Source organism: Pseudomonas sp. zfem004 (genome assembly GCF_032621715.1).
In the GTDB taxonomy this organism is placed as follows: Bacteria; Pseudomonadota; Gammaproteobacteria; order Pseudomonadales; family Pseudomonadaceae; genus Aquipseudomonas; species Aquipseudomonas sichuanensis.
Genome location: NZ_JAVYJF010000015.1, coordinates 95829 through 121903, shown reverse-complemented (window position 1 = coordinate 121903; position 26075 = coordinate 95829). Strand labels below are relative to the sequence as shown.

Below are 26075 nucleotides of genomic sequence, written 5' to 3'. Positions count from 1 at the left end.
GGTTCAGGTGCCGCTCTTCAAACGGCTGAACGCCCGGGTCAGCTCCCGGTTGAACGCCTTGTTGTTGTCGTTCTTGCTGTACAACCGCGCCCGCACCGCTGCCGGCGGGTAGGTACCCGGGGCATTGCGGATCTGCGCATCCACCAGGTTGTCGGCCGCCGTGATGGCGTTTGCGTAGTGGATGCTGTCGGTGATCGGCGCAATCACCTCCGGGCGCATCAGGTAGTCCATCAAGGCCCAGGCCGCTTGCGGATGCGGTGCGTCCTTGGGCACCACCAAGGCATCGAGCCAGATCAACGTGCCCTCGCGGGGGATGCTGTAGTCCAGGCCGAACGGCTTGCCGGCCTGCTGCGCCTGGGCCTGGGCGATGGCCACGTTGCCGTTCCACGACATCGCCACGCAGGTCTCGCCATTGGCCAGGTCATTGATGTTGCGGTCGTTGTCGAAATAGCGGATGTACGGGCGCACCTTGCGCAGCTGCGCCTCGGCGGCCCTGAGGTCCTCCAGCCGCTGCTGGTTGATGTCCAGGCCCATGTAGCGCATCACCGCCGCGAACACTTCGTTGGGGTCGTTGAGCAGGCTGACCCCGCAATCGGCGAATTTCGCCACCACCTGCGGGTCGAACAGCATCGCCCAGCTGTCCTTGGGTGCGTCGGCCAGCCGCGCGGCCACCGCCTGCTGCTGGAAGCCCACGCCGGTGGTGCCCCAGGCGTAGGTGCCGGCATAGCGGTTGCCAGGGTCGAACACCGCCATGTGCTCGAGAAACGCCTCCCCTACCCCTTGCAGGTGCGGCAAGCGTGACTTGTCCAGCGGCTGCAGCGCACCGCTGGCGATGGCGCGGCTCAGGTGCTGGCCGGCGCTGAGCACCAGGTCGTAGCCGCTGCCGCCGGTGAGCAGCTTGGTCTCGGCGGTTTCCAGCGAATCGAAATGGTCGGCCACCACGCGGATGCCGGTTTCCTTCTCGAAGTTGGCCAAGGTGTCCGGGGCCAGGTACTCGCCCCAGATGTACAGGTTGACCGTGGGCTTGTCGGCATCGGCGGCCGTGGCCGCCGACACCATGCAGCCCAAGGCGAATGCGAGGGCCAGGCGTTTCATCAGCGGCGGCCTCCAGCGTATTGCGGCATGGTGATGCATGCGACGTTGCCGCCACCGAGCAGGATCTCGCGGCTGTTTTCGATGCCGATAATCCGGTGGCCGGGGAACAGCTCGGCCAGGGTGGCCTGGGCGATGCTGTCGTTACGGTCGCCGAACAGCGGCACGACGATCGCCGAGTTGCCGGCGTAGTAGTTGATGTAGGACGCGCAGATCTGCGTACCCGCCTGGCGCACATGGGTGCCATCGACATGGTCCAGGCCCGCCGCTTCTTCAGCCGTCCAGCGCAGCACTTCGGGCTGCGGCAGCTTGTGCACCTTGAGCGCGCGGCCACGGCTGTCGCGGGTGCTGCGCAGGATGTCATAGGCCTCCTGGTAGATCTCCCACTGCGGGTCGTCGCGGTTATCGGTCCATTGCAGCACCACCTCGCCGGGGCGCACGAAGCAGGCCAGGTCGTCGACATGGCCGTCGGTTTCGTCGAACTTGCACCCGCGCGGCAGCCAGATCACCTGCTCGGCGCCTAGGTAGTCCTGCAGCCGGCGGGTCACCTCGTCCTTGCCCAGGTGGGCGTTGCGGTTGCGGTTGAGCAGGCACTGCTCGGTGGTCAGCAGGCTGCCTTCACCGTCGCTCTGGATACCGCCCAGCTCGGCGATCAAGGGCGCGCGGTAGCGGTCGAGGTTTTCGATCTCGAGGATCTTGCGGGCGATCTGGTCGTCCTTGTCCCAAGGGTAATAGAGGCCGCCGTCCAGGCCGCCGTAGGCATTGAACTCGAAGTCCACGCCGCGCACCTCGCCGCTTTGATCGTTGACCACGAAACACGGCCCGCTGTCGCGGAACCAGGTGTCGTTGCAGGTCATCTCCACCACCCGCACATGGGCCGGCAGCAGGTTACGGGCGTTGGCGTACTGGGCGGCGGAGGCACAGACGGTCACCGGCTCGCTGCTGGCGATGGCCGTGACGATCTCGACCCAGACCTTCTGCGCCGGCTTGCCGCCATTACGCCACACATCCGGGCGCTCCGGCCAACCGAGCCAGCAGCCGGCCTTGGTTTCGAATTCGCCGGGCAAGCGGAAACCATCGGCCTTGGGGGTAGTGGTGAGCGAACGTGCCATGGGTCAACCTCGGGGTCGGTGAGTGATGACTGCACGCTACGCCGCGGCGCTTTTGCCTTCCAACGATGAAAACTCAGCGATAGCTGAGTTCAATTCAACTATCGCCCAGCTGTTCGATGAACCATTCGATGAATTGCGCCACTGCGCCGCGTTCCAGGCGCAGGCGCTCGCACACCAGCGCGTACTGCCCCTGGGCGGTGACGCTGGCGCTGAACGGGCGCACCAGGCGACCACTTTGCAGGTCGGCCTGGCAGGTGAGGTTATCGCCCATGGCCACGCCCTGCCCCAGCAACGCCGCCTCCAGCGCCAGGGCGGCGTGGGGGAAATACAGTTGCCGGGTGGGCAAGGCGTCTTCGGCGTGGGTGGCCAGCCAGGTGGTCCAGGTGCGGCCATCCTGATCGTCGTGCAACAGGCAATGGCGCACCAGGTCGCGCGGGCGCTTGAGGCCGCCCTGGTTGAACAGCCCCGGGCTGCACACCGGGAAGAACTGCAGCAGCGGCAGGGGCCGCACGAAGTGGGTGCTGGCATCCAGGTTGCTGGTGCCGTAGGTGATGGCCAGGTCGACGTCCAGCGCCGGGGCGCCGGCGTCGATCGGCTGGTCGTGCAGGTGCAGGGTGATGTGCGGGTAGCGGCTGCCGAAGTCGGCCAGCCTTGCCACCAGCCATTTCTGCGCCAGCTCCGCCGTTACCGCCACCCGCAGCACGGCCTGGGAAGCCGGGTCGCGCAGCTCGTCGCAGGCCTTGCCGATCAGTTCGAAGGCCTGCTGCAGGTGGTGCAGCAGGCGCTCGGCCTCGGCGCTCGGGCGCACCTGACGGCCGACCCGCTCGAACAGGGCGACGCCGAGTTGTTCCTCCAACTGGCGGATCTGGTGGCTGACGGCGCTGTCGGTGACACACAGCTCGGCGGCGGCGCGGCCGAAGTGGCCATGGCGGGCGGCGCATTCGAAGGTGCGCAGGGCGGTTAGCGATGGTAGGCGGCGCATGGGCAGGGTCTTTTAGTGATTGTCGAGGGGGCGCAACGCATCGCGGGGCAAGCCCGCTCCCACGTCAAGTAAGCAGGCCGAACGCGGTCCCCGGATCATATCGCCAACTTCTTCCCACTGGCGCAATGAAATTTATCTGCTATTTTTTCATGAAAATAATCAAAACAAATTTCACGAGGCACCGGCATGTTCAAGCAATCCGCCCAGCACGTCGCCAGCTACTACGCCCAGACCTACCCCAGCGCCATCCCCCTGCGCCCTACCCTGCACGGCCAGCACGACACCGACATCCTCATCATCGGCGCCGGTTTCAGCGGCCTGCACACTGCCCTGCGCCTGGCCCTGGCCGGTAAACGCGTAACCCTGCTCGAAGCCAGCCGCGTCGCCTGGGCCGCCTCCGGGCGCAATGGTGGCCAGGCCCTGCCGGGTTGGTCCTGCGACATGCCGCCACTGGAAAAGGCCCTGGGCCTGGAGCGCAGCCGGCGCCTGTGGGACAGCATGTGCTGGGCCGCCCGCGAGATGGGCGAGTTGCCGGCGCGCCACGGCTTCGACATCGACTACCGCCTCGGCAGCCTGTGGACTGCCGTGCTGCCCCGGCGGGTAAAGCTGCTGGAGGAAGCGCAACGCGACGCGGCAGAGAAATTCGGCTACGACTGCCTGCGCCTGATCGGCCGCGACGAGCTGCCCGAGTGGATCGACAGCCCACGCTACCAGGCCGCCCTGCTGGACCCCAACGGCGCCCACCTCAACCCGCTGAAACTGGCCCAGGGCCTGGCCGCCACGATCGAACAGGCCGGCGGGCGCATCTTCGAACAGAGCCAGGTGCTCGACTACCACGAAACGGCCGAAGGCTTCGTCGCCCGCACCGACAAGGGCGAAGTGCGCAGCAGCGTGCTGGTGCTGGCCTGCAACGCCTACATCGACCGGCTCGACCGCAACCTGGCGCGGCGCCTGCTGCCGGTCGGCTCCTACCAGGTGGCCACCGCGCCGCTGGACGCCGACTTCGCCGCCTCGCTGCTGCCACGCAACAGTTGCGTGATCGACAACCAGTTCGTCCCCGACTACTTCCGCCTCACCCCCGACCACCGCCTGCTGTTCGGCGGTGGCTGCACCTACCTGGGCGGCATCCCCAAGGATGTCGCCGCCGCCACCCGCCCCTACCTGGAACGGGTGTTCCCGCAACTGCGCGGGGTAGCCATCGAACATGCCTGGGGCGGCCATATCGACTGCAGCATCCAGCGCACCCCGGACATCGGCCGCCAAGGCCAGCGCTACTGGCTGCAAGGCTTCTCCGGGCACGGCGTGCTGCCGACCCTGGCCGGGGCGCGGGCGGTCAGCGACGCGATCCTCGGCGACGACGACTTGCTGGCGCTGTACCAGGGCATCGACAACGGCCGCTTCCCCGGCGGCGACCTGCTGGCTGCCCCCCTGGAGGCGGCGGCCAAGGCCTGGTACAGGATGCGCGACCATGTCTGAGTTGACCGACGACAGCCAAGCCCTGGCGCGGCTGGTGCGCGACCTGCGCAAGCACCGTGGCCTGACGCTTGACGAGCTGGCCGGGCGGGTCAACCGCTCGCTGGGCTTCCTCTCGCAGGTAGAGCGCGGCCTGTCGCGCCCGACCGTGGCCGACCTCACCGCCATCAGCGAAGCCCTGCAGGTACCGACCACCTACTTCTACCAGGCCGTGCCGCCACGGGAGATCGACTGGGTCACCCGCCCCGGCGAACGGCGCACCCTGTACTACGCCGCCGGCGTCACCGACGTGCTGGCCTCGCCCACCCTCAATGGCCGCTTCGCCATGCTCGAAAGCCACCTGGCACCGGGTGCCAGCAGTGGCGACGGGCACCTGGACGACAGCTCGGAACAGGGCGGCTTCGTCCTCGAAGGCGAGCTGACGCTGTGGCTCGAAGGCCGTGACGAGGCCGTCACCCTGTACCCCAACGACAGCTTCCAGCTGCCGCCACACAGCCAGTTTCGCTACGCCAACCTCACCACCGAGCCGACCCGGGTCCTCTGGGTCTTCCGTTAAGAGCATGACCATGACAACTACAAAAACAATGCCCGACCTGCTCAGCGAAGTCCGCGCCTTCCGCGCCCAGCACCCGCAGGTGCGCTACGTCGACCTGATCAGCCTGGACATCCCCGGGCACTTCTACGGCAAGCGCTACCCCATCGACATGCTGGAAAAGGTCGCCGCTGGCAGCCCGCTGAAGCTGCCACAGAACTGCGTACTGCTGGGCGTGCAAGGCGGGCTGTTCCCGATTGGCGACTACTGCTTCAACGACGGCGACCCCGACGCCCCGCGGCGCCTGGTGCCCGGCACGCTCAAGCCGGTGAGCTGGGAGCGCGAGCCGCTGGGGCAGATGCTGATCAGCTCCGACGGCACCGCCGCCCCCATCGAATTCGAACCGCGCGAAGTGCTCGCCCGCGTGCTGCAGCGCCTGGAACGTCGCGGTATCCGCCCGGTGGTGGCGTTCGAGTTGGAGTTCTACCTGTTCGACCGGGCGCTCAAGGAAGGCCTGCCGCAGTTCCCCCACGACCCGTTCAGTGACGACGCCGACGACCAGCCGAACATGCATATCGAGCGCCTGTCACGCTTCTCCGACGTGCTGCGCGACATGGTCGAGACCGCCAACGCGCAAGGGGTGGACGCCAACGTCATCACCGCCGAGCTGGGCCCGGGCCAGTTCGAGATCAACTTCGGCCACTGCGACGACGGCCTGCGCGCCGCCGACTGGGCGGCGCTGTTCTGCCGCAGCACCCGCGGCGTGGCGCTCAAGCACGGGCTGCGCGCCTCGTTCATGAGCAAGCCGTACCTGCAGGCGCCGGGCAGTGGCATGCATGTGCACGTCAGCCTGTACGACAAGCAAGGCAACAACCTGCTCGCGGCCAACGACCAACGCCCCTTGCGCCACGCCGTGGCCGGCTGCCTGGAGTTGCTGCCGCACTGCATGCCGATCTTTGCCGCCAACCACAACGCGTTCCGCCGCTACGGCGCCATGGTCAATGCCGCCAGCCGCGCCAGCTGGGGCTTCGAAGACCGCGACGCGTGCATCCGCATTCCCGAGTCGGACCCGCGCAACCTGCGTATCGAGCACCGCCTGGCGGGGGCGGATGCCAACCCGTACCTGGTGCTGGCGGCGATCCTGTGCGGTATGGAGCACGGGCTCGATGCCGGGCAGGAGCCGATTGCGCCGCTGAACGAGGACCGTGGCAGCGGCATCGACTTCCCCAAGGACATGCTCGGCGCGGTGGCGGCCATGCGCGGGCATCCGGCGGTGAATGAAGGGCTGGGGGCGGAGTTCGTGATGGTGTATTGCGAGAACAAGCGCCAGGACCATCTGGCGTTCATGCAGGAGGTGAGTGCGCGGGAGTATCGCTGGTTCCTTTAAAGTCCATCGCGGGGCAAGCCCGCTCCCACGCGGCGCTCAGGCTGAGGCGTGGGAGCGGGCTTGCCCCGCGATGGCGTCGGTGCTGACAACACACACTTGGCGGCTTACCATGTCACCCCTCTAGCGCGGCAGTTTGCCGCACCCCTGCCTTCCAGCCTGCCGACCCCCATGCCCTTCGAACTCACCGTAGAACCGCTCACCCTGCTGATCCTCGCCCTGGTCGCCTTCGTCGCCGGTTTCATCGATGCCATCGCCGGTGGCGGCGGCCTGCTGACCACCCCGGCGCTGCTCACCGCCGGCATGCCGCCGCACCTGGTGCTGGGCACCAACAAGCTCAGCTCCACCTTCGGCGCGGCCACGGCCAGCATCACCTACTACCGTCGCAAGCTGTTCCACCCGGCGCAGTGGCGCCAGGCGATTGCAGGCACCCTGGCGGGCGCGCTGCTGGGTGCGGTGGTGGCCCATTACATGCCGGCCGAATGGCTGAACAAGATGCTGCCGGTGATCGTCTTCGCCTGCGGCGTCTACCTGCTGTTCGGCGGCACGCCCAAGGCGCCGCTGGACGCCGATGCGCCGATCAAGAAGAAATGGCAGTTCCCCCAAGGCTTCACCCTGGGTTTCTACGACGGCGTCGCCGGCCCCGGCACCGGCGCGTTCTGGACCGTCAGCACGCTGCTGCTCTACCCCATCGACCTGGTCCGCGCCAGCGGCGTGGCGCGCAGCATGAACTTCGTCAGCAACATCGCGGCGCTGACGGTGTTCATCATTTCCGGGCAGGTGGACTACATCGTCGGCCTGTGCATGGGCCTGTCGGTGATGGTCGGCGCGTTCTTCGGCGCACGCACGGCGATCAGCGGCGGCAGCAAGTTCATCCGCCCGGTGTTCATCGCCGTGGTGCTGGCGTTGACCGTCCGCCTAGCGTGGCAGCACTGGTTCGGCCAGGCCTAAGCGCCGCGCCACATACAAGTCGATCAGGTAGCGGGCGATGGAGCGCCCGGCCGGCAGCGGCGGCAGCTCGTGCACGCTGAACCACTGCGCATCCTCGATCTCGTCCGGCTGCATGACGATCTCGCCACCGGCGTACTCGGCATGGAAACCGAGCATCATCGAGTGCGGGAACGGCCAGCACTGGCTGCCGACGTACTGGATGTTCTTCACCTCCACCGCCACCTCTTCGCGCACCTCGCGCACCAGGCAGTCCTCGGCCGACTCGCCTGGCTCGGCAAAACCGGCCAGGGTGCTGTAGACGCCCGTCACGAAACGCGGCGAGCGCGCCAGCAGCACCTCGTCGCCACGGGTAACCAGCACGATCATGCTCGGTGAAATGCGCGGGTAGCTGCGCAGGTCGCAGGGCTGGCAGTACATCGCCCGCTCCCAGTGGATCTGCGTCATCGCCTGGCCACAGCTGCCGCAGAAGCGGTGCTCGCGGGCCCAGGTGCCGATCTGCGCGGCGTAACCCAGCACCTTGTAGGTGTCGAAGTCGCCTTCGAGCATGAACCGGCGCAAGCCCTGCCAGGCGCAGCCCGGCACCTCGCCGGCGCTGCGCAGTTCGAGCAGGAACACCGGCTGGCCGTCGAAGTGGCCGATGCCGTGCTCGCACAGCACGTCCAGTGCCTGACGCTTGAGCCAGTCGCGGGGGAACAGCGCGCCATTGGCGTCCACCAGGAACCCTTCCGGGCTGCGGGCGACGGCCAGCCCCCCGGTGATCTGCGGGTCGAGTACTGCGGTTGTCCAGCGTGCTGACATCGTTGCGGTCCCTTGAAGGCGCCCGCCAACGGGGTCAGTCGGCGAACGTCGGTTGCTGTTTGCTCATGTGGGCGGCCACCGCCACGCGCAGGTCTTCGGACTGCAACATGGCGGCGTTCCAGGTGGCAATGTACTCCAGGCCATCGTCGACGCGATGGTCACGCATGTAGCTGATCAGCTCCTTGGTGCCGGCCACCGCGATCGGTGATTTTGCGGCAATCTCGCGGGCAATGGCAAAGACTCCATCGAGCAATGCGGCGTGGTCGGCATAAACCCGGTTGACCAGGCCGATGCGCAGCGCCTCTTCGGCATCGACCATGCGCCCGGTAAAGGCCAGCTCGCGCATGATGCCGTCGCCGATGATACGCGGCAAACGTTGCAGGGTGCCGACATCGGCGGCCATGCCCATGTCGATTTCCTTGATCGAAAACTGTGCGTCGCTGGCGCAGTAGCGCATGTCGCAGGCCGAGACCAGGTCGATGGCGCCACCGATGCAGTAACCCTGGATCGCCGCCAGCACCGGCTTGCGGCAGTTGTCCACGGCGTTGAACGAGCTTTGCATGCGCAGGATGGTGCGGCGCAGCAGGCGGGCGTTGCGGCCGACGTCCTTGCCCAGCTGGCCGGCCAGCGAGGCCAGCATCATCAGGTCGATGCCCGAGGAGAAATGCTTGCCGGCGCCACTGATCACCACGGCGCGCACCGCGTCGGTGTCGTCGATCCACTGGAAGATGTCGACGATCTCCTCCCAGAAGGCGGCATTCATCGCGTTGATCTTGTCCGGGCGGTTGATTTGCACGTGGGCGATGTTGTCGGTCAGTTCAACCTTGAACGCGGTGTATTCGGTCACGGACGGCACTCCTGTGGGAAAAGGGTTCACGCGCAGGATCTTAGCGCACCCACAAGGCCGCACATGTGCCAAAAGCGGGACTGCACGCCTTGCACCTCGGGGCCCGATGCGGCACCGTGCGCCACTGTAGAATCAAAAGGATACAAATTCATGTCGCAATCCCTGCCCAGCGCCCTCGCCCACAGCTTCCTGGGCCAGTCGCCGCGCTGGTACAAGGCGGTCATCTGCCTGTTCCTGCTGCTCAACCCGCTGCTGCTGGCAACCCTCGGCCCGGTGGTCACGGGGTGGGCGCTGGTGCTGCAGTTCATCTTCACCCTGGGCATGGCGCTCAAGTGCTACCCGCTGATGCCCGGCGGCCTGCTGCTGGTCGAAGCGCTGCTGCTGCGCATGGCCACGCCCGAGGCGCTGTATGAAGAGCTGCAGCACAACTTTCCGGTGATCCTGCTGCTGATGTTCATGGTCGCCGGCATCCACTTCATGAAAGAGCTGCTGCTGTACCTGTTCTCCAGGATCCTGCTGGGGGTGCGCAGCAAGGCCGCGCTGGCCCTGCTGTTCTGCGTGCTGTCGGCGTTCCTCTCGGCGTTTCTCGACGCGCTGACCGTGACCGCGGTGATCATCAGTGCCGCCGTGGGTTTCTACGCGGTCTACCACCGGGTCGCCTCCGGCACCAACCCCCGCGAAGAGTCGTCACTGGACAGCGACCAGCAGGTCGAACAGCTGCACCGCGACGACCTCGACCAGTTCCGCGCCTTCCTGCGCAGCCTGCTGATGCATGGCGCGGTGGGCACCGCGCTGGGCGGCGTGTGCACCCTGGTGGGCGAGCCGCAGAACCTGTTGATCGGCCATGAGATGGGCTGGCACTTCGCCGACTTCTTCCTCAAGGTCGCGCCGGTGTCGATGCCGGTACTGGCCGCAGGCCTGGTCACCTGCGTGCTGCTGGAGAAGCTGCGCCTGTTCGGCTACGGCACGCTGATGCCCGAGCGCGTGCGCCAGGTACTGGCCGCCTACGCCGCCGAAGACGACGCCGCACGCACCCCGGCGCAACGCATCGCCCTGGTGGTGCAGGGGCTGGCGGCGCTGATCCTGATCGTCTGCCTGGGCCTGCACATCGCCGAGGTGGGGCTGATCGGCCTGCTGGTGATCGTGCTGATCACTGCGTTCACCGGCATCACCGACGAGCACCGCCTGGGCCGTGCGTTCCAGGACGCCATGCCGTTCACCGCGCTGCTGGTGGTGTTCTTCGCGGTGGTGGCGGTGATCCACCAGCAGCAGCTGTTCAGCCCGCTGATCGCCTGGGTGCTGGCGCTGCCGACCGAGCAGCAGCCGGGCATGCTGTACCTGGCCAACGGCCTGCTCTCGGCCATCAGCGACAACGTGTTCGTCGCCACCATCTACATCACCGAGGTCAAGCAGGCGTTCGTCAGCGGCGCCATGAGCCGCGAGCACTTCGAGACCCTGGCCGTGGCGATCAATACCGGCACCAACTTGCCCAGCGTGGCGACGCCCAATGGCCAGGCGGCGTTCCTGTTCCTGCTGACTTCAGCGATCGCGCCGCTGATTCGCCTGTCCTACGGGCGCATGGTGTGGATGGCGCTGCCCTACACCGTGGTCATGGGTGGGCTGGGGTGGTGGGCGGTGACGTACTGGTTGTAAACATCCCCGTCCACACCAGCTTCAATCGCCGGCTTGCCGGCGATTGAAGCCACCAACGCGTCGCCGATGTTCTATCGTTCCTGTCGATTTCAGCCCGCCCCGTTCGACTACCCCTCGAACAGCCACCTGAAGAGGAACACCCCATGCGCAAGCTTATCGTCGCCGCCTTCATCACCCTCGACGGCGTCATGCAGGCCCCCGGCGGCCCGCAGGAAGATACCAGCGGCGGCTTCACCCACGGCGGCTGGATCCCGCCGCTGGCCGACGAAGCCTTCGGCCAGGCCATGCAGACGCTGTTCAGCCAGCCGTTCGAGCTGCTGCTGGGGCGGCGCACCTACGACATCTTCGCCGGGTACTGGCCGCACGTTGAGCACCAATCGGACGATAGCTCGCTGGCCGACCTGTTCAATCGCGTGCCCAAGCACGTTGCCACCCACCATCCCGGCTCGCTCGACTGGCACAACAGCCATGGCTTGGGCGCGGATGTGGCCGGCGCGGTTCGCGCGCTCAAGCAACGGGACGGCGACGTACTCCTGACCCAGGGCAGCGGCGAACTGGTGCGCCAGCTGCTGGCCGCCGGCCTGGTGGATGAGCTGAGGCTGCTGATCCACCCGCTGCTGCTCGGTCGTGGCAAGCGACTGTTCGGTGATGACGCGCAAGCGGCCGCCTTCGAGCTGGTGGAATCGGCCACTACGCCCAAGGGCGTGCTGCTTGCCCACTACGTGCGCAGTGGCGAAGTCCGTACCGGCTCGTTCTGAGGGCGGTCGTCAGCCAAGCAGGCGGGCAATGGCACTGGCAAAGCCTTGTGGGTCTTCGAGCATCATCAGGTGGCCCACGCCCGCCAGCTCGGTATAGCTTGCCGCCGCCCGCTCGGCCCAGTGGGGTACGTCCCAGCCGGCGCGTGAGTGCCCGCCGGCCAGCAGGTGCACCGGCGTTGCGCTGAACACCGCCTGCAGCTGCTGCGGGTAGCGGGCCGCGCCAGTGACCGCGACCACCGAAGCGGCCATGGCCTGCAAGGTGGCTGCCGGCTGATGGGCCAGCCAGCGCTGTGCCAGGGCCAGCCGCCGTGGATCGGGCGCGACCCCGGCACGTGCCAGCCAAGCGCCAGGATCGGCCCGATAGCCTGCCAGCAGCTCTTCGACCGCCTCGCGCTCCATGCGCGCCACCGAGGCCGACCAGAACGCATCGTTCAAGGTGAAGTTGCCTTCGACACTGGTCACGCTGGCAACCTGATGCGGGTAGCGGTGAGCGAACATCAGCGCCACCACCCCGCCCACCGAATGTCCGACCAGGTGTGCCCGCGCCACGTTGCGCGCCTGCAACTGGCGGTGCAGGTGCTCGACCTGGGCGGGAATATCGATCAGTTTCGGCGCGGTGTCCTGCAACGTGCCATAGCCGAGCAGGTCGGGGGCGATCACCCGGGTAGGCAGGGTGTCGTGTAGTGCGGGATGATCCAGGCAGCCGATCAGGCCGTTGATCAGGACTACCGGCGTATCCTTTTGCATCGCATGCCTCGCGGCCAACCGTGGGGAGTCCGCAGCATGAGCCTGCCGCCCGGGGATCGCCAGCAGCGGCTGATTGCGCCGGCCCACTGCGTGGTTTGCCTGGGTGCTGTTGCAATTGCCGCGTATCGTCTACAGCCGTGCCTGCCTCCAGGCCTGGCTACTCCCACGTTCCCTGCGTGCCCATGCGCAAGGCCTTGGCGCCGGTATAAGATCGGGACCCCACTGTCGGAGACATACCCTCATGCTGCCCACCGCCTCTTCCCTGCACAGTGCTCGCCGCGCCAGGCTGCAGGTGCTGCGCGGCCGCGTTGGCCTGGGGCTGGTGGCCGGGCTGTCGGTGCTGGCGGGCATGACCGACGCCATCGGCCTGCTGGCGCTGGGTGATTTCGTTTCGTTCATGAGCGGCAATACCACGCGCCTGGCGGTGGCCATCAGCCAGGCCGACCTGGCGTTGGTGCTGCGCCTGGCCTTGGCGATCTTCAGTTTCGTGCTGGGCAATGCCCTGGGGGTGCTGCTGGCCCGGCACTTTCGCCGGCGGGCCTCACCCTTGTTGCTGGTGGTTGCCGCCCTGCTTGCCTTTGCCGCCGCCTGGCCGCTGGCAACGAGCTTCCCGGCGCTGGCCGCGGCGATCCTGGCCATGGGCATGCTCAATGCCGTGGTCGAGCAGGTGAATGGCCTGCCGATCGGTCTGACCTATGTCACCGGCGCGCTTTCGCGGTTTGGCCGCGGGCTGGGGCGCTGGTTGCTGGGCGAGCGGCGGCATGGCTGGCGGGTGCAGTTGGTGCCCTGGAGCGGGATGTTGCTGGGCGCAGCCATCGGCGCCTGGCTGGAGCAACGGCTGGGGTTGCTGGCGTTGTTCGCAAGCTGTGGCCTGGCCTGTGTGCTGGCCTTGGTGAGCCGGTTTATTCCACGGGCGTGGCAGTTGGGGTACATGCCGCGTTGAGGGGGTAGTCGGGGGTGACATGACTTGGGATTGCATGTGGGCTGCCAGGTGCATGAGAGGAGACTGGGTGAAGGCCACCAGGTGCATGGCGATAGATCTGCAGCGCCCTCAAGATCGAGCGCCGCCCGCGCGGCGCTCGATCTCATAGGCGCTGCAAAAACACCGCCCAGCACCTGGTGGCCATCACCCGATCTTTATTACCCAAATCCGATGAGGGGCCAGAAGCCTCTGCGCGAAACACAAATACACCCAAACGAATAGCCACCCACGAAATGAAATATTTTTCCGAATATTTCATCTTTACACTTGCTTTACATTTGCGAACCATTACCATTCGCCACCTCAAACAACAACGAGTCGTATTCCTATGGCGAAAAAGTCTGTTGCTCCAGTATCCCTGTCGATGCTGGGCCTGCTGGTCATCCCTGCTGTCCATGCGCAGACCAAGGACCCGCTGGCCCTGCCGGCCACCTCGGTGACCAGCGCCTACGAGCAGCAGAGCTACAAGGCCAGCGAGAGCAAGAGCGCGCTGAAGATCGACGCACCGCTGCGCGATATCCCGCAGACCGTCAACGTGGTGCCCGAAAGCGTGATCAAGGACCAGGGCGCCCAGTCCATGGAAGACGTGCTCAAGAACGTGCCCGGCGTCGGCCTGTCGAACGGCGACGGCCAGCGCGACCAGGTGACCATTCGCGGCTTCAGCGCCATCGGCGACATGTACGTCGACGGCATTCGCGACGATGCCCTGTACTTTCGCGACCTCTCCAACGTCGAGCGCGTCGAAGTGATCAAGGGCCCTGCCGCCGTGCTCTACGGCCGTGGCTCGTCCGGTGGTCTGATCAACAGCATCAGCAAGAAACCGGGCCTGGCGCCGAAGCAGGAAGTGGGCATGACCCTCGACACCGAGGGCAAACGCCGCACCCAGTTCGACAGCGGCTGGGCCGCCCCCGAGGGCAACCAGGCCTACCGCGTCACCGGTGCCTTCGAAGACAGCGACACTTTCCGCGACGACGGCTACATCGACCGCAAGGCCATCGCTCCATCGGCCTGGTTCAAGCTGTCCGACGACCTGGAGCTGAACCTCGGCGCCACCTACCTGTACGACAAGCGCCTGATCGACTTCGGCATCCCGGCCGTGGGTGACCGCCCGGCCAACGTCGACCGCGACAAGCGCTTCGGCTCGGGCAACGCCTCGCAGGACTATGCCCGCAGCGAGGTGTTCTCGTTCACCGCCAGCCTCGACTACCGCATCAACGACGACTTCACCCTGACCAACACCAGCCGTTACTACCGCTACGACCTGGACCGCAACAACACCCTGGCCGACAGCAGCCCAACCCGCTTCGTCACCGCGCCCAACGGTGAACTGCTGGTCAAGCTCAACCGCGGCAACGTGGCGCGCGATGAAAGCGGTGTGTTCAACCAGACCGAGCTCAAGCAGCAGGCGCAACTGGCCGGCATGCAGCACAACCTGCTGTACGGCGTGGAGGTCGGCTTCCAGGACAAGTACCAGCGCGTCTACAGCCAGAACAACGTGGCCCGCGTGCCTGTGTACCGCGACGCCTTGGTGGGCGTGCCGGACCACGCCGCCAACCTGTCGTCCAACGGCACCAACTACCAGCAGACCAGCGGTTTCTACGTGCAGGACCTGATCGAGCTGACCTCGCAGTGGAAAGCCCTGCTGGGTGTGCGCTACGACATCTTCGGCCAGGAGTACAACGACGCCCGTGTGCAGAACGTCGACCTCGACCGCACCGACAAGACCTGGAGCCCACGTGCGGGCCTGGTGTTCCAGCCTGACCAGATCCAGTCCTACTATGTGTCGGTCAGCCGCAGCTACCAGCCTTCGGGCGAAGTGTTCGCGGTCGCCCCGAGCAACGCGGGCCTGGAGCCGGAAGAGACCACCAACTATGAAGTGGGCGCCAAGTGGGACCTCCTCGACAGCCGCCTGTCGCTGACCGCTGCGGTGTTCCGCCTCGAACGCACCAACATGAAGACCGCCGACCCGGCCAACCCCAACCTGACCATCCTGGCCGGTGAACAGCGCACCGACGGCTTCGAGGCGACCCTCAGCGGCCAGCTCAGCGACAAATGGCAGGTGTATGCCGGCTACGCCTACCTGGACGCCGAGATCACCAAGTCCAACAGCAAGACCAACGGCGTGGCCAACGAAGGCCAGGTGCCCACCCTGACGCCACGCAACAGTGCCAATGTCTGGCTGGTGCGCACCCTCACCCCCGAGTGGCGCGTAGCCGCCGGCGCCAACTACGTCGACGACCGCTACACCGCGCTGGACAACAAGGTGGTGATGCCCGCCTACACCACCTTCGACGCCGCCTTGCTGTACAGCGTGCAGCACTGGGATGCGGCCTTGCGCCTGAAGAACGCCTTCGACCGCGACTACTATGCCTCGGCCCACGGCTCGGTCGACCTGGCCACCCCGGGCGCGCCGCGTACCCTCGAAGCCAGCGTGAACTACAAGTTCTGACCGCCTGTTTGCCGCCTCGATAGTCACTATCGAGCGCGGCAATTTCTCCTCATCGGGCGTGCGCCCTAAGCTCGCTCCATCGATCCACCGATCATGGAAAGCGCCCGATGAACACCCCTCGCCTATTACTCGCCGCCCTGGCCATCGCCGTACTGAGCGGTTGTGCCAACCACCCCGAACTGCGCCCATTCACCGCCGGCGAAGCGCGCCAACTGCAGCTCGAAGCGTTGCAGCGCCAAGGGCTTAGCCAGGAGCAATACGAACAACGCAGGCTGGCCGTGCTGCGTGCGGACCAGCAGCAAACGGTGACAGAAACGGCCACCCTCCCCACCTCGACACGCGGTTAACAACGCCGACCGATCCGGTTATCCTCGCAGCCCTCTGCCATTGCCAAGGACTGGACGATGCCACCACTCACCCCCGAGCGCGTGATCGCGCTGGCGCTGGAAAACCCGATCAACCGTATTCTGCTCGAGCGCCTGCCAGCACTCGAGCTGCCCGAAGCGATGCTCACCGCCGGCTGCCTGTTCCAGGCCCTGTGGAACCACCGCGCAGGCCGCGAGCCGGGCTGGGGCGTGAAGGACTACGACATCATCTACTTCGACCAGGACCTCTCCTGGGAGGCAGAGGACCGGGTGATCCAGGCCGTCCAGGCGCTGGGCGCCGACCTCGGCGTCACCCTGGAAGCGCGCAACCAGGCCCGGGTGCACCTGTGGTACCCCGAGCGGTTCGGCGTGCCCTATCCGCGCCTGACCAAGGTCACCGACGGCATCGACCGCTACCTGGTCAGCTCGACCTGCCTGGGCCTGGGCATCGCCAATGGCGAGCTGTACAGCACCCATGGTCTCGACGACCTGCAGCATGACCTGCTGCGCAGCAATCCGCTCAACCACCAGCCTGAATTGTTCCGCGCCAAGGCCGAGAGCTACCGGGCGCGCTGGCCGTGGCTACGCGTGGTGGGCTGAACCAGGGGCCGAGTGCGGCTAGTCGCCAGCCGCCGCCCGCGGCATCAGTTCATACGGGTGCTTCCACCCCGGCATCGCCATGATCCGCGCCTTCCACGCCTCGATATGCGCGAACTGCTTCAGGTCGATCCCGGTGTCCTCGGGCATGAATACATACCCCGCCAGCGACAGGTCTGCGATGGTCAGCCGGCCACCGACCATGAACGGCGTCTGCGCCAGGTGCGCATCGACGATGCGGTACGCCGCCGTGGCCCGCTCGCGCAGAAAGCGCGTGACATCGGTCTCAGCGGATTTTTTCAGGCAGAAGATGAACCGCAGCGACGCGTAGTAAGAAGTGAACTTGTGGTTGTCGAACAGCATCCAGCGCCAGATCTCGCGCCGCTCGGCCTCATCCCGCGGGCCGAACTGACCGGTGCGTTCGGCCAGGTATTCGAGGATCAGCGCCGACTGGGTGAGCGTTTCACCGGCATGCTCCAGCACCGGGACTTCGCCCTGTTCGTTGACCTGGTCGCGCCAGGCCTGGCCGCGGGTCTGGCCGTTGAAGAAGTCGACGAACACCGCCTGCCAGGGCTGGCCGGTGAGCTCGAGCATCAAGGCGACCTTGTAGGCGTTGCCGGACTCGGCGAAGCAGTGGAGCTTGTAGTCGGACATGGATCTTCAGCTTCCTTTGAAGGATCGGAGGGCCATTCGCGGGTAAACCCGCCACAGGCATCCCACACAGCCTGCAGGAGCGGGTTCACGTGCAAAGAAGCCCAGCAGACCACGCACAGCCATTCGGGGTCAATGGCGGTAAGGAACTGACAATTCTACTAGTTGCACCTTGAATCGATACCCCTCAACGTAACATCAAAAACAGTTGGAGGAGTCAATATCATGGCGCAACAAGAAAATAAATTATTCTATCAAGCCCAGAATCTCCATCACGTTATCTCCATAAATGAGAAGTACTCTCTCTTCGGATTCAATGGAAGTCCTTTGGCAGAACGTACCACAACCCAAACACTGCTACTGGGAATTGAGCGACAAGGCACCATCCTAAGTACAATCCCAGGCCACGCGCTAGCTTACACTCCTTATGGACGGCGAAATGTGTATTCAACAACGCAGCCAATATTGGGATTTAACGGTGAACTCATACAAAAAATTGGTGATTACTATCTACTAGGTCGCGGTTATCGAAGCTACAACCCGACACTCATGAGATTCCAATCACCTGACAGCCAGAGCCCATTCAAACGAGGCGGCATCAATAGTTATGCATACTGTGCCGGTGACTCGATCAACTTCATCGACCCGAGCGGGCATGGGAAAGTCAAAACCATCAGCATCAACCCTTCTACCCCTGTAAATCGGGTGACACTGGAACACAACAAACAAATAAAAAAAACCACCGGATCAATAAACAAACAAAGAAACTCATTAGTCACAAAGCTTTATAATCCTGACGACCACCTCGACTCCGACGTCCAGATGATAGCCCGCGAAATCAACGCGCATAAAAAAACAGTGTCAGAACTTTTAAAATATCCAGACACCGAAGATCGAAATGCCTTGATAGACATTACCAACGCGGGGACTGTCATCCTCGCAAAGGCCCGCGGTTTCCCACCAGCGGGAGCGATAGACACTCATGGGCACTCACATTATATGCAACACATACAATCCCTTATTGAGTTTCTCGAAAAAGCTGCCGAAGATCAGTCCCCTTCGTCGCCTGCTGAATCGAACTTGTCAATCCGCAATCCCGATAACAGCAGCCTTCCATAGTAAAATCACACCCTCATGACCGGGCAGAGCACCGCCCTGCCCGGTCAATCCAAACCTCACGCATGTAATCCGAAACGGCCAGCCGCACCACCTCGACACGTTGTTGACACCTTGGATGGCTCGCCTAGTCGGCACCAACCTCCACCGGCTTCCAACTACTGTCCGGATCAAAGCGTTTCATCGCCTTGGCCACTTGCTCGCCTTCCGGCCCCAGGTCCTTTTCGAACACCTCGCCGTCGTGGCTGATCATGAAACTCATCACCCCGCTGTCGTCGTAACGGGCCGGCCAGGCGACCAGGGCGAAGCCACGGCTCATGCGATCGCCGATCAGGTAGTCGTAGGCGCCGCCCGGCGCCGAGGGGCCCTGGGCTTCGAGGATGCGAAAGTGATAGCCGTACCAGTCCTCACCCGCCTGCTCCTGGCCGAACAACGGACCCAACGGGCTGATCTGGCCATCGCCGTCATCGGCCCAATACAGGCCATCGTGCTGGCCCGGGGTGCTGAAGATGCGCCGGGCGTACTCCAGTGCGCCGTTGCCGTTGCGGTCCAGGCTTGCGTACTCCATCTGCGCGTCGTGGTAGGCCAGCATCGACTGCAGCACCGCCAGTTCGTTGCGCCCGATTCGCCGGGCGCGGATCTCGGCACTGCCGGCCTTGAGGTCGAAATGCCAGCCGTTGGCGCTTTGCACCAAGGGGATGGGCAAGGTCCAGTGGGCGTCACCCACTGCCAGCAGCGCGCGGTGCTCGTCGGTTCGTTCTATACGGTGCGCTTTAGCGTATTGCGCAAGGAACGTGTCGACATCCCGGTGCTGCACACCGCCACGGGGTATGTAGGTGCGCCAGTCCTCGCCGAGCAATTGGCCGAAGCGCGCTTCGTCCGGTGGCTGGGTGCCCAGTGCACTGACGAAGGCTTCGACGGCCTGCTCCGGGGTGGCGAAGTGTTCCTGCGCTGCCGTAAGGCCTGGCCAGGCCAGGCAGGCCGCGAGCCATAACAACCTTGTGCTGGGCATGTTCATCGGCGGCCCCCTCCATGAAAACGCCCGCCCCCGCCGCTGGGGCGGGATACCTGTTGCCCTGCTGCCCGCTGGCCGCCGCCACGCTGGGCGAAGGCCTGGCTGGTACGCCCTCGGTCAGCCTGCTGGGTGCTGCGCGACGGTGAACGTACACCGTCGAAGGCATTGTTGCGGGCAGCACCAGCGCCCTGGCGTTGCGCCAATTGCTGGCGGGCCTGGCCTTGCCCTTGACGCTGCTGGGCAACCGGACTGGTCCTGGGCGCATCCTGGCGCCGCTCGGCCAGACGGCTGTCATTGCGCTGGGCCTGGGCTTCGCGCACCCGGTCGCGGGCCTGCACATTGCTGGTGGCGGGCCGCTCGATGCCGTGGCGGTCCAGCGAATTCAGCGCGTTCTGCCGTTCCCTGGCACGCTGCGCATCGTCGCCGCGGTAGGCGGCACGGTCGCGCGCGCCATCCAGCTGGCGGCCGTATTGCTCACGGTTGCGGGCATCGCGGTAAGGCACGCCGTCACGGTGCACCGGGTTGTGCTGCCACTTATTGTTGATGGTGTTGATCTGGTTGTTGACGTTGAGGCTGTTGTAGCGATTGACGTCGATATCGACGTCATGGTGATTCCAGTCGCAGTCGCCCCACAACGACGCCACGATCGCCACCCCGGTGCCGAACGCCAGCCCGGCAACCAGCGCCTGGCCCGGGTAGTAGGCCGGCGGCGGTGGATAGTAGGCCGGCGGCGAGGCTGGGTAGGCCCAGGTGCCGTAGGTGGTCGTCGGGTTGTAGCTAGGCACGTAGACCATCTGCGGGTCGGCGGGCTGGATGATGATGGTCTGGTTGCTGGCCGGGGCGCTCTGGCTGGCCGCAGGCGTGCTGGCCGGCGCGGCCTGCACGGTGACGTTCTGGTACTGGTTGCTCTGCAGGTTGCCGGCGGCCTTGGCCTGCTGGCGCAGGCGCTGTACGCCGTTCATCAGGTCGTCCGGCTGGGCCAGGAAGGCATCGCCCAGGCGCTGCACCCAGACCGGGTCCTGGCCCAGCGTGGCAAGCACCTGGGGGAAGGCCACCAGCGCCTGCACGCTGGGGTCCCAGGGCTGGCTGGCCACCTGCTTGACCGCGTCATCGCCCTTGGCGTCCGGGTGGGCTTTCGACCAGGTGACCGCTTCGGCCACCTCGCCTGGGTAGGTGCTGGCCATCAGCACCTGCGCCAACAACGGGTCGGGGTAAAGGGCAATGGGGGCCAGCATCTGGTCCAGCTGCTCCTGGGTGAACACCGCCTGCTTGGCGGCGGCGGGCTCGGGCACCGCCGGGCCAGGGGCCGCCGTCTCGGCGAACGAAGGGGCACCATGCAACGCCAGCATCACGGCCAGGACGCAGGATAATCGAGTGCGCATTCACACCTCCCAGGTGGGTCATACCGCTCGAAATGGGTAAGTCGAAGCCCGGGAGGTGAACGCTTGAACCGCCAGCGACTGCTTTCAGCTTCGGTGCTGAGTGGCAAGGGTAGCAGAGGGATGCGATGTTAAAAGGCGTGCTATTTGGCCTGGCGGGCTATCCGTGACCCTCGCCTTGCGCGCACCTGTTCGTCGCTACGTCCACTTCTTGATTCCACGGTAGTAGCGCATAGCCATATGACACCAGACGCATTAGCATGCTGCGCTCGTAGAACGACAAGCACAGCAGAGGGATCCGTGAGCATAAGGGTTGTGACAGAAAAGGAATTGCAGGGCCATATCGAGTCCATCCTCGCCAGCTCGATTCTGCACAAAGGTACTGACGGCTGGATGAAGGAACTCGAGGGGTTCCTCGCCCAGGTCCGCAAGCGAGACCCTGTTGATCTGCTCGATGCGAAATTCCTGCACAAGCTGTGGAATGACAACCCAGTGACCAGTACTGGCAACGGCCATGTACGAATCGAACCGGCGTTGCAGGATAAGTCATTCGTCCTGTGGTTCGCCGCCGCTGCGGCTGAAAGCTTGCCCGATGATCCCGTGCAAGTGGAATCTCAGTTGATCAAGCTTTATGAAGACTTGGTGAGCAGGCTGCGCAAGCTGTGCGACCGTATGCCCTGGTTGAAGCTCAACCGCGTACTTTGCGCGCTGCATCCTGAGCACTTCACCACGCTGTCCGACCTTGGGCGGCTCAAGACACTGCACCTCAAGCTCGGCGGCAACCGCCACGACCATCCCGTGCAAATGCACAGGGCCATTCGCGCCAAGACCGATCGAGCCTTGAACGCCTGCACGAACCAGGCATCGCTGGTGACGCAGGTATGCGTGCCTTGGCTGCTGTATGAACGCCTGGATACGAGCACCACCACCGAGGGCAACGTTGCGCAACCCGCCAACGACGACGGGCTTACCCCCCTGCCCGCTCTTGTGCGACGCAAAGGGCTGACGTCCCTCGCCGGCGGCCTGCAGACCCTGCTGGCCCTGCTACCGGAGCTCGATGAGGGCGTGACCCGGGAGGAGTTCGCCGATCTGCTCAGGCAGCACAATCCCAACTTGGCCGACAACAGCATCGGGACCATGATCAATGTGATCTCCCGAGAGTTCGACCTGTGCAAGCGCGACGGCGACAGCTACCAACTGACGGCACGCGGCAGGAACCTGCGGGAGAGCCAGGACCCGGACGAGTTTGCCGACCACTTGTTGACCCGCGTGCTGGGTACCGACCATCTGCTCAAAGCCTTGGCAGCCGGCCCAAAACGCAAGGTGCAACTGATCGACTTGCTGCAATCGGTGAATCCTGGCTGGACCACAAGTTTCACACCCTCGTCGATCATCGGTTGGTTCATTTCGCTGGGGCTGATTGCCCCGACCGCTGGCAAGCTTCTGCAGTTGACCGAGCGCGGCCAGCGCTGGGCAAGCATGATCGACTGGACACCGGAAAACCTGGCGGGGGAAACGCAGGAAGACGGCGATACGCCAGAATCGTTGCGTGACCGGGCAGAGCTACCTACTGCGGCGCACATGAAAGATCGTCTCGACCAGCTTTTCGGCGACCAGCTCGCGCTGGACGAAAAGTTGGTCAGCGAACTTCATGCAGGCTTGTGGAGCCACCCCGTGCGGCACTTCGCTGTGCTTTCGGGCATATCCGGATCTGGCAAGACGCAATTGGCGCTCAAGTACGCCCAGGCACTCTGTCAGGTTGAACCACACGAGACGCACAGGATACGGATGATCCCGGTTCAGCCAGGCTGGTACGACCCCAGCCCATTGCTGGGCTACGTGAGCCCGATTCAGGAATCCACCTACCTGAGCACCCCCTTCCTGGAACTGCTGTTGCAGGCCGCAGACAACCCGGATATCCCCTTCGTGGCCATCCTCGACGAGATGAACCTGTCCCATCCAGAGCAGTACATGGCGCCGATTCTCTCGGCGATGGAGACCCAGGGTCTAATCGAGCTCCATCAGCTCGGTGATACCGTCGACCAGATTCCGATGCAGGTTCGCTATCCCGCAAACCTGGCCATCATCGGAACCTTGAACATGGATGAAACCACCCACGGGCTGTCGGACAAGGTACTCGACCGGGCATACACCCTGGAGTTCTGGGACATCGATGTCGAACGTTTCCCTGGCTGGTCAACCGCCTCGCTGCCCGAAAGCGTGCGCCAACGGACCCGCACATTGCTGAGCCAGCTGGTTGAGGCGCTGGAACCGGTACGGCTGCATTTTGGCTGGCGCACGATCAACGATGTACTGAACTACCTGACGTTCCGCAACGTCAGCGATGCCGACCTCGGTGCACTGGATGACGTCATCTACGCCAGGGTGCTGCCCAAGCTGCGTGGCGAGCATTCGCCCCGGTTCGAGAAAGCGCTTGCACGGGTTCATGACGTGCTGCTCGATCATGGCCTCACGCGCTGTGGAGCAAAGGTCCGTGCCTTGCACGAAGACCTCGTGGAAACCGGCTCCGCACGCTTCTGGCGCTGAATCATGCTGACCATTCGCAGGCGCGTGAGAAATGCAGCGCAGACGCAGGTCGTCGCACAGATTGGCCAAGTACTGGGCGGGCTCGAGGAAGACGCCCGGTATGAGCTCAAACCAGACCAGGACGGTTGCCTTCTGTATGTGGATGACGAGGAGCTATTGTCGGCACGCGGCTGGTTCCGCTGGACACCCGAGCTTTACGCCGGGCGCGTGCGCGTGGAAGTCCTGCGACCGACGGGGTCGGTCGATGAATATTTCCTGCAGGTTGGTTCGGCGACATCCAAGGCCGACAACCTGCCATTCGAAGAAATGATCGCGCAGGTGCGGGCACTCTACCCTCGCCAACTGGGCGGTATCAGTGCGGCTACCTTGGCGTTCGGCAGCGATGGCCAACCGGGGCAGTTTGCGGACCTGGTGCTGCTGGCCCGCTTGCGTCAGCATGGCCATGCCTTCCTGGAAGCCGTCGAACAGGTCGCCCGCATCCCGCATGCCAAGCTGCAGGCCAAACGTGGCAAGCTGCCGCTCTCGCAAGTCCGTCGTCTGCACCCTGTGGCTCTGCGAGACCCCAAACTCTCGACACTCCTGCGAAATCCTGCGCTCGCCGCCAAACACACCAACATGCCGGTCACAGCCTGGACGTCTGGTGCGAGCGTCGACACGCAGGCCAATCGCGCATTGCTTGCCCTGCTCAAAAGGCTCAGGACCGCCATCAGCGCTCTTTGCGTCAAAGTGAGGGCAAATGCACTCCAAGGCACCAGGAAGCAACAGGAGCAACGCGCTCAGCGTCGACTCGCGCTTCTCGATGCTCTCGACGCCCGTGTGTCCCAAGTACTGCGTCAGCATCCGTTCCCTGCCGTTACATCGGGGGCCAGCAGCGCGTGCGGCGTTGCCCAGATCGCGGCCCAGCCGCTATATGGCAAGGCCCACCGCCTTGGAACACAAGCGTTGGCGCTTGGCGTCGAAGGCCATCAGCTATCGGACCAACTGCATGCGAACCACTCCTGGGGCATCTATGAGATGTGGTGCTTCGTCCAGGTACTGCACACCCTCCAGCGCTGTACCGGAAACAAACTCAAGCCCGCTGCCCCGATCACGGTGGAGGCAGATTTCTGCTGGCGTGCCGAGCTGGCCTCCGGCCACAGTCTTGAACTGCTCTATCAAGGGGTGTTCCCCAAAGCTCAACCGAGCCATGGGTACGAGGGTTTCAGTATCAGCCGGAAACGAATTCCCGATATTCTGATCGTCGAGCGCATGGGACAGACCGTGCGCTCACTGATCCTGGACGCGAAGTGGCGTAGCGGCGAGCATTGCGAGCTGGAGGCCATGGAGTCCGCACACCTCTACCATGACAGCCTGCGCATTGCCGGTGCTCCTCCGGACTGCTGTCTGCTGATGCTCCCTGGGCCACTTGCCAACCACAGCCTGGGGCAGGACGACTTCATTGCCCGCCACCGTGTCGGTGCGATGGCGCAAATGCATCCGCAGGGTGCAGGCATTGATGTCCTGCAGAAGAGAATCGAACACTGGCTATTGCGGCCACCTGAAAGTCCGGGCCCGTCGTCATCGGCAGAAGCGTAGCTCCACACTGACCGCTCACTCATACTTGCGGCGCGTAACGGCGCCACCTGAGCAAACCCGGCTAGGCGTGCCCCGGCCCACCTGCCGCATCCTGTGCCTGCCCGTGACCCCAGGAGCCCGCACCGATGTCTCGCCCCTCGCCCAACTGCCCCTACGATCAACGCTTCGCCGCCGTGCTCGCGCATATCGAGGGCAACCTCGACGGCGACCTGTCGCTGGAGCGCCTAAGCCAGGTGGCGAACTTCTCGGTGCATCACTTTCATCGCCAGTTCAGCGCCTATGTCGGTGTACCGGTGGCGCGCTACGTGCAACTGATGCGTCTGCGCCGTGCCGGCCATGCGCTGGCCGCCGACCCGGCGCTGGCGGTGCTGCAGGTGGCGCTGGATGCCGGTTTCGACAGCCCCGAGGCATTCGCCCGTGCCTTCCGGCGTGACTTCGCACTGTCGCCGAGCGCCTTTCGCCGGGCGCCGGACTGGCGCGCCTGGAACACGGCATTTCGCATTCCCCACTTTGCCAGGAGCATCAGCATGCAAGTCCGTATCGTCGATTTCACGCAAACCCGCGTGGCCGCCCTGGAACACCTTGGCCCACCCGCGCAACTGCCGGCCAATGTGGACCGCTTCATCCAATGGCGCACCCAAAGCAATGAGTCGCCGGTGGCCACCCGGCGCACCTTCGGCATTCCCTTCAACAATCCCGACACTACCGCACCAGAGGACTTCCGCTTCGCCATCTGCGGCGAGGTCGAAGCCGAAGTGGCCGCCAATCCATTCGGTGTGCGAACGCTGGTCATTCCCGGCGGGCGTTGCGCCGTGGTACGGCATGTGGGCTCACCGGACCACATCGGCGAGACCATCTACCCGCTCTACCGCGACTGGCTGCCGACCAGCGGCGAAGAGCTGCGCGACCACCCGCTGTTCTTCCACTACCTGAGCGTGTACCCGCAGACGCCGCAGGCGCAGTGGCAGACAGACATCTACCTGCCGTTGGTCTAGTGTCCTGTCTCGGAAATAAGCTGTTCACTTTTGGCGGCGTCTTGGGCGCCCGGCCGGCGTTGCCACTCCTCGCCA

General features: G+C 64.8%; 23 protein-coding genes. 14 read left to right on the top strand and 9 right to left on the bottom strand.

The window, feature by feature from the left end:
- Positions 1 to 3: 3 nt before the first annotated feature.
- The 3 genes from RTH46_RS17240 to RTH46_RS17230 form a co-directional block, all read right to left on the bottom strand.
- Positions 4 to 1095, bottom strand: coding sequence for an extracellular solute-binding protein (locus RTH46_RS17240; RefSeq protein WP_153788851.1), 1092 nt, complete (start codon positions 1093 to 1095; stop codon positions 4 to 6).
- Positions 1095 to 2204, bottom strand: coding sequence for an agmatine deiminase (gene aguA, locus RTH46_RS17235; RefSeq protein WP_316906199.1), 1110 nt, complete (start codon positions 2202 to 2204; stop codon positions 1095 to 1097). Before aguA ends, RTH46_RS17240 begins: the two co-directional genes overlap by 1 nt.
- A 94-nt stretch (positions 2205 to 2298) precedes the next feature.
- Positions 2299 to 3186, bottom strand: coding sequence for a LysR substrate-binding domain-containing protein (locus RTH46_RS17230; protein WP_153788853.1), 888 nt, complete (start codon positions 3184 to 3186; stop codon positions 2299 to 2301).
- Positions 3187 to 3372: 186 nt separating this feature from the next.
- On the opposite strand from RTH46_RS17230, the gene RTH46_RS17225 reads away from it, so the two are divergent.
- The 4 genes from RTH46_RS17225 (at position 3373) to RTH46_RS17210 (ending at position 7526) form a co-directional block, all read left to right on the top strand.
- Positions 3373 to 4662 (top strand): NAD(P)/FAD-dependent oxidoreductase, encoded by a 1290-nt coding sequence (locus RTH46_RS17225; RefSeq protein WP_153788854.1) that lies wholly within the window; start codon positions 3373 to 3375, stop codon positions 4660 to 4662.
- Entirely contained in the window at positions 4655 to 5215 is a 561-nt protein-coding gene (locus RTH46_RS17220) for a helix-turn-helix domain-containing protein (protein WP_153788855.1), read from the top strand. The genes RTH46_RS17225 and RTH46_RS17220 overlap by 8 nt, the downstream gene beginning before the upstream one ends.
- A gap of 10 nt (positions 5216 to 5225) precedes the next feature.
- Entirely contained in the window at positions 5226 to 6578 is a 1353-nt protein-coding gene (locus RTH46_RS17215) for a glutamine synthetase family protein (protein WP_316906198.1), read from the top strand.
- Between the two features lie 168 nt (positions 6579 to 6746).
- Positions 6747 to 7526 (top strand): TSUP family transporter, encoded by a 780-nt coding sequence (locus RTH46_RS17210; RefSeq protein ID WP_110994729.1) that lies wholly within the window; start codon positions 6747 to 6749, stop codon positions 7524 to 7526.
- Here RTH46_RS17210 and nudC read toward each other — a convergent pair.
- Positions 7494 to 8324 carry an NAD(+) diphosphatase gene (gene nudC / locus RTH46_RS17205; RefSeq protein ID WP_153788857.1) on the bottom strand — a complete coding sequence of 277 codons (831 nt, stop codon included), beginning with the start codon at positions 8322 to 8324 and terminating at the stop codon, positions 7494 to 7496. The genes RTH46_RS17210 and nudC overlap by 33 nt on opposite strands.
- Before the next feature lie 34 nt (positions 8325 to 8358).
- The gene (locus RTH46_RS17200) at positions 8359 to 9171 is read right to left on the bottom strand and encodes a crotonase/enoyl-CoA hydratase family protein (protein WP_153788858.1); all 813 of its coding nucleotides are present in this window, start codon (positions 9169 to 9171) and stop codon (positions 8359 to 8361) included.
- A gap of 150 nt (positions 9172 to 9321) precedes the next feature.
- On the opposite strand from RTH46_RS17200, the gene nhaB reads away from it, so the two are divergent.
- Positions 9322 to 10824, top strand: coding sequence for a sodium/proton antiporter NhaB (gene nhaB, locus RTH46_RS17195; protein ID WP_153788859.1), 1503 nt, complete (start codon positions 9322 to 9324; stop codon positions 10822 to 10824).
- Between the two features lie 143 nt (positions 10825 to 10967).
- Positions 10968 to 11582, top strand: a complete 615-nt coding sequence (locus RTH46_RS17190; protein WP_316906197.1) for a dihydrofolate reductase family protein — start codon at positions 10968 to 10970, stop codon at positions 11580 to 11582.
- 9 nt (positions 11583 to 11591) lie between these two features.
- Here RTH46_RS17190 and RTH46_RS17185 read toward each other — a convergent pair whose 3' ends face one another.
- Complete coding sequence (locus tag RTH46_RS17185; protein ID WP_316906196.1) at positions 11592 to 12329, bottom strand: alpha/beta hydrolase; 738 nt, start codon at positions 12327 to 12329, stop codon at positions 11592 to 11594.
- A gap of 241 nt (positions 12330 to 12570) precedes the next feature.
- On the opposite strand from RTH46_RS17185, the gene RTH46_RS17180 reads away from it, so the two are divergent.
- The 4 genes from RTH46_RS17180 to RTH46_RS17165 all read left to right on the top strand — a co-directional run bounded on the left by RTH46_RS17180 (position 12571) and on the right by RTH46_RS17165 (position 16725).
- A complete protein-coding gene (locus RTH46_RS17180; protein ID WP_316906195.1) occupies positions 12571 to 13272 on the top strand; it encodes a YoaK family protein in 702 nt (233 codons plus the stop codon).
- 367 nt (positions 13273 to 13639) lie between these two features.
- Entirely contained in the window at positions 13640 to 15760 is a 2121-nt protein-coding gene (locus RTH46_RS17175; protein WP_316906194.1) for a TonB-dependent siderophore receptor, read from the top strand.
- 107 nt (positions 15761 to 15867) lie between these two features.
- Positions 15868 to 16107 (top strand): hypothetical protein, encoded by a 240-nt coding sequence (locus tag RTH46_RS17170; protein WP_316906193.1) that lies wholly within the window; start codon positions 15868 to 15870, stop codon positions 16105 to 16107.
- 57 nt (positions 16108 to 16164) lie between these two features.
- Positions 16165 to 16725: a nucleotidyltransferase family protein gene (locus tag RTH46_RS17165; RefSeq protein WP_316906192.1), complete on the top strand. Its 561-nt coding sequence runs from the start codon at positions 16165 to 16167 to the stop codon at positions 16723 to 16725.
- A gap of 18 nt (positions 16726 to 16743) precedes the next feature.
- On the opposite strand, the gene RTH46_RS17160 is transcribed toward RTH46_RS17165, so the two are convergent.
- Entirely contained in the window at positions 16744 to 17376 is a 633-nt protein-coding gene (locus tag RTH46_RS17160; protein ID WP_316906191.1) for a glutathione S-transferase, read from the bottom strand.
- Positions 17377 to 17598: 222 nt separating this feature from the next.
- Here RTH46_RS17160 and RTH46_RS17155 point away from each other — a divergent pair, with 222 nt between their 5' ends.
- Positions 17599 to 18492: an RHS repeat-associated core domain-containing protein gene (locus RTH46_RS17155; protein WP_316906190.1), complete on the top strand. Its 894-nt coding sequence runs from the start codon at positions 17599 to 17601 to the stop codon at positions 18490 to 18492.
- A gap of 124 nt (positions 18493 to 18616) precedes the next feature.
- Here the strand turns inward: RTH46_RS17155 and RTH46_RS17150 are convergent, their stop codons facing one another.
- Positions 18617 to 19507: a DUF2950 domain-containing protein gene (locus RTH46_RS17150; RefSeq protein WP_316906189.1), complete on the bottom strand. Its 891-nt coding sequence runs from the start codon at positions 19505 to 19507 to the stop codon at positions 18617 to 18619.
- Positions 19504 to 20886, bottom strand: coding sequence for a DUF3300 domain-containing protein (locus RTH46_RS17145; RefSeq protein ID WP_316906188.1), 1383 nt, complete (start codon positions 20884 to 20886; stop codon positions 19504 to 19506). The genes RTH46_RS17150 and RTH46_RS17145 overlap by 4 nt, the downstream gene beginning before the upstream one ends.
- A gap of 297 nt (positions 20887 to 21183) precedes the next feature.
- Between RTH46_RS17145 and RTH46_RS17140 the strand changes: the two genes are divergently transcribed.
- The 3 genes from RTH46_RS17140 to RTH46_RS17130 all read left to right on the top strand — a co-directional run bounded on the left by RTH46_RS17140 (position 21184) and on the right by RTH46_RS17130 (position 26000).
- Entirely contained in the window at positions 21184 to 23430 is a 2247-nt protein-coding gene (locus RTH46_RS17140) for a hypothetical protein (RefSeq protein ID WP_316906187.1), read from the top strand.
- Between the two features lie 3 nt (positions 23431 to 23433).
- Positions 23434 to 25005, top strand: coding sequence for a DUF2357 domain-containing protein (locus RTH46_RS17135; protein WP_316906186.1), 1572 nt, complete (start codon positions 23434 to 23436; stop codon positions 25003 to 25005).
- A gap of 125 nt (positions 25006 to 25130) precedes the next feature.
- Positions 25131 to 26000, top strand: a complete 870-nt coding sequence (locus tag RTH46_RS17130; protein ID WP_316906185.1) for an AraC family transcriptional regulator — start codon at positions 25131 to 25133, stop codon at positions 25998 to 26000.
- The last annotated feature ends 75 nt before the right edge of the window (positions 26001 to 26075 follow it).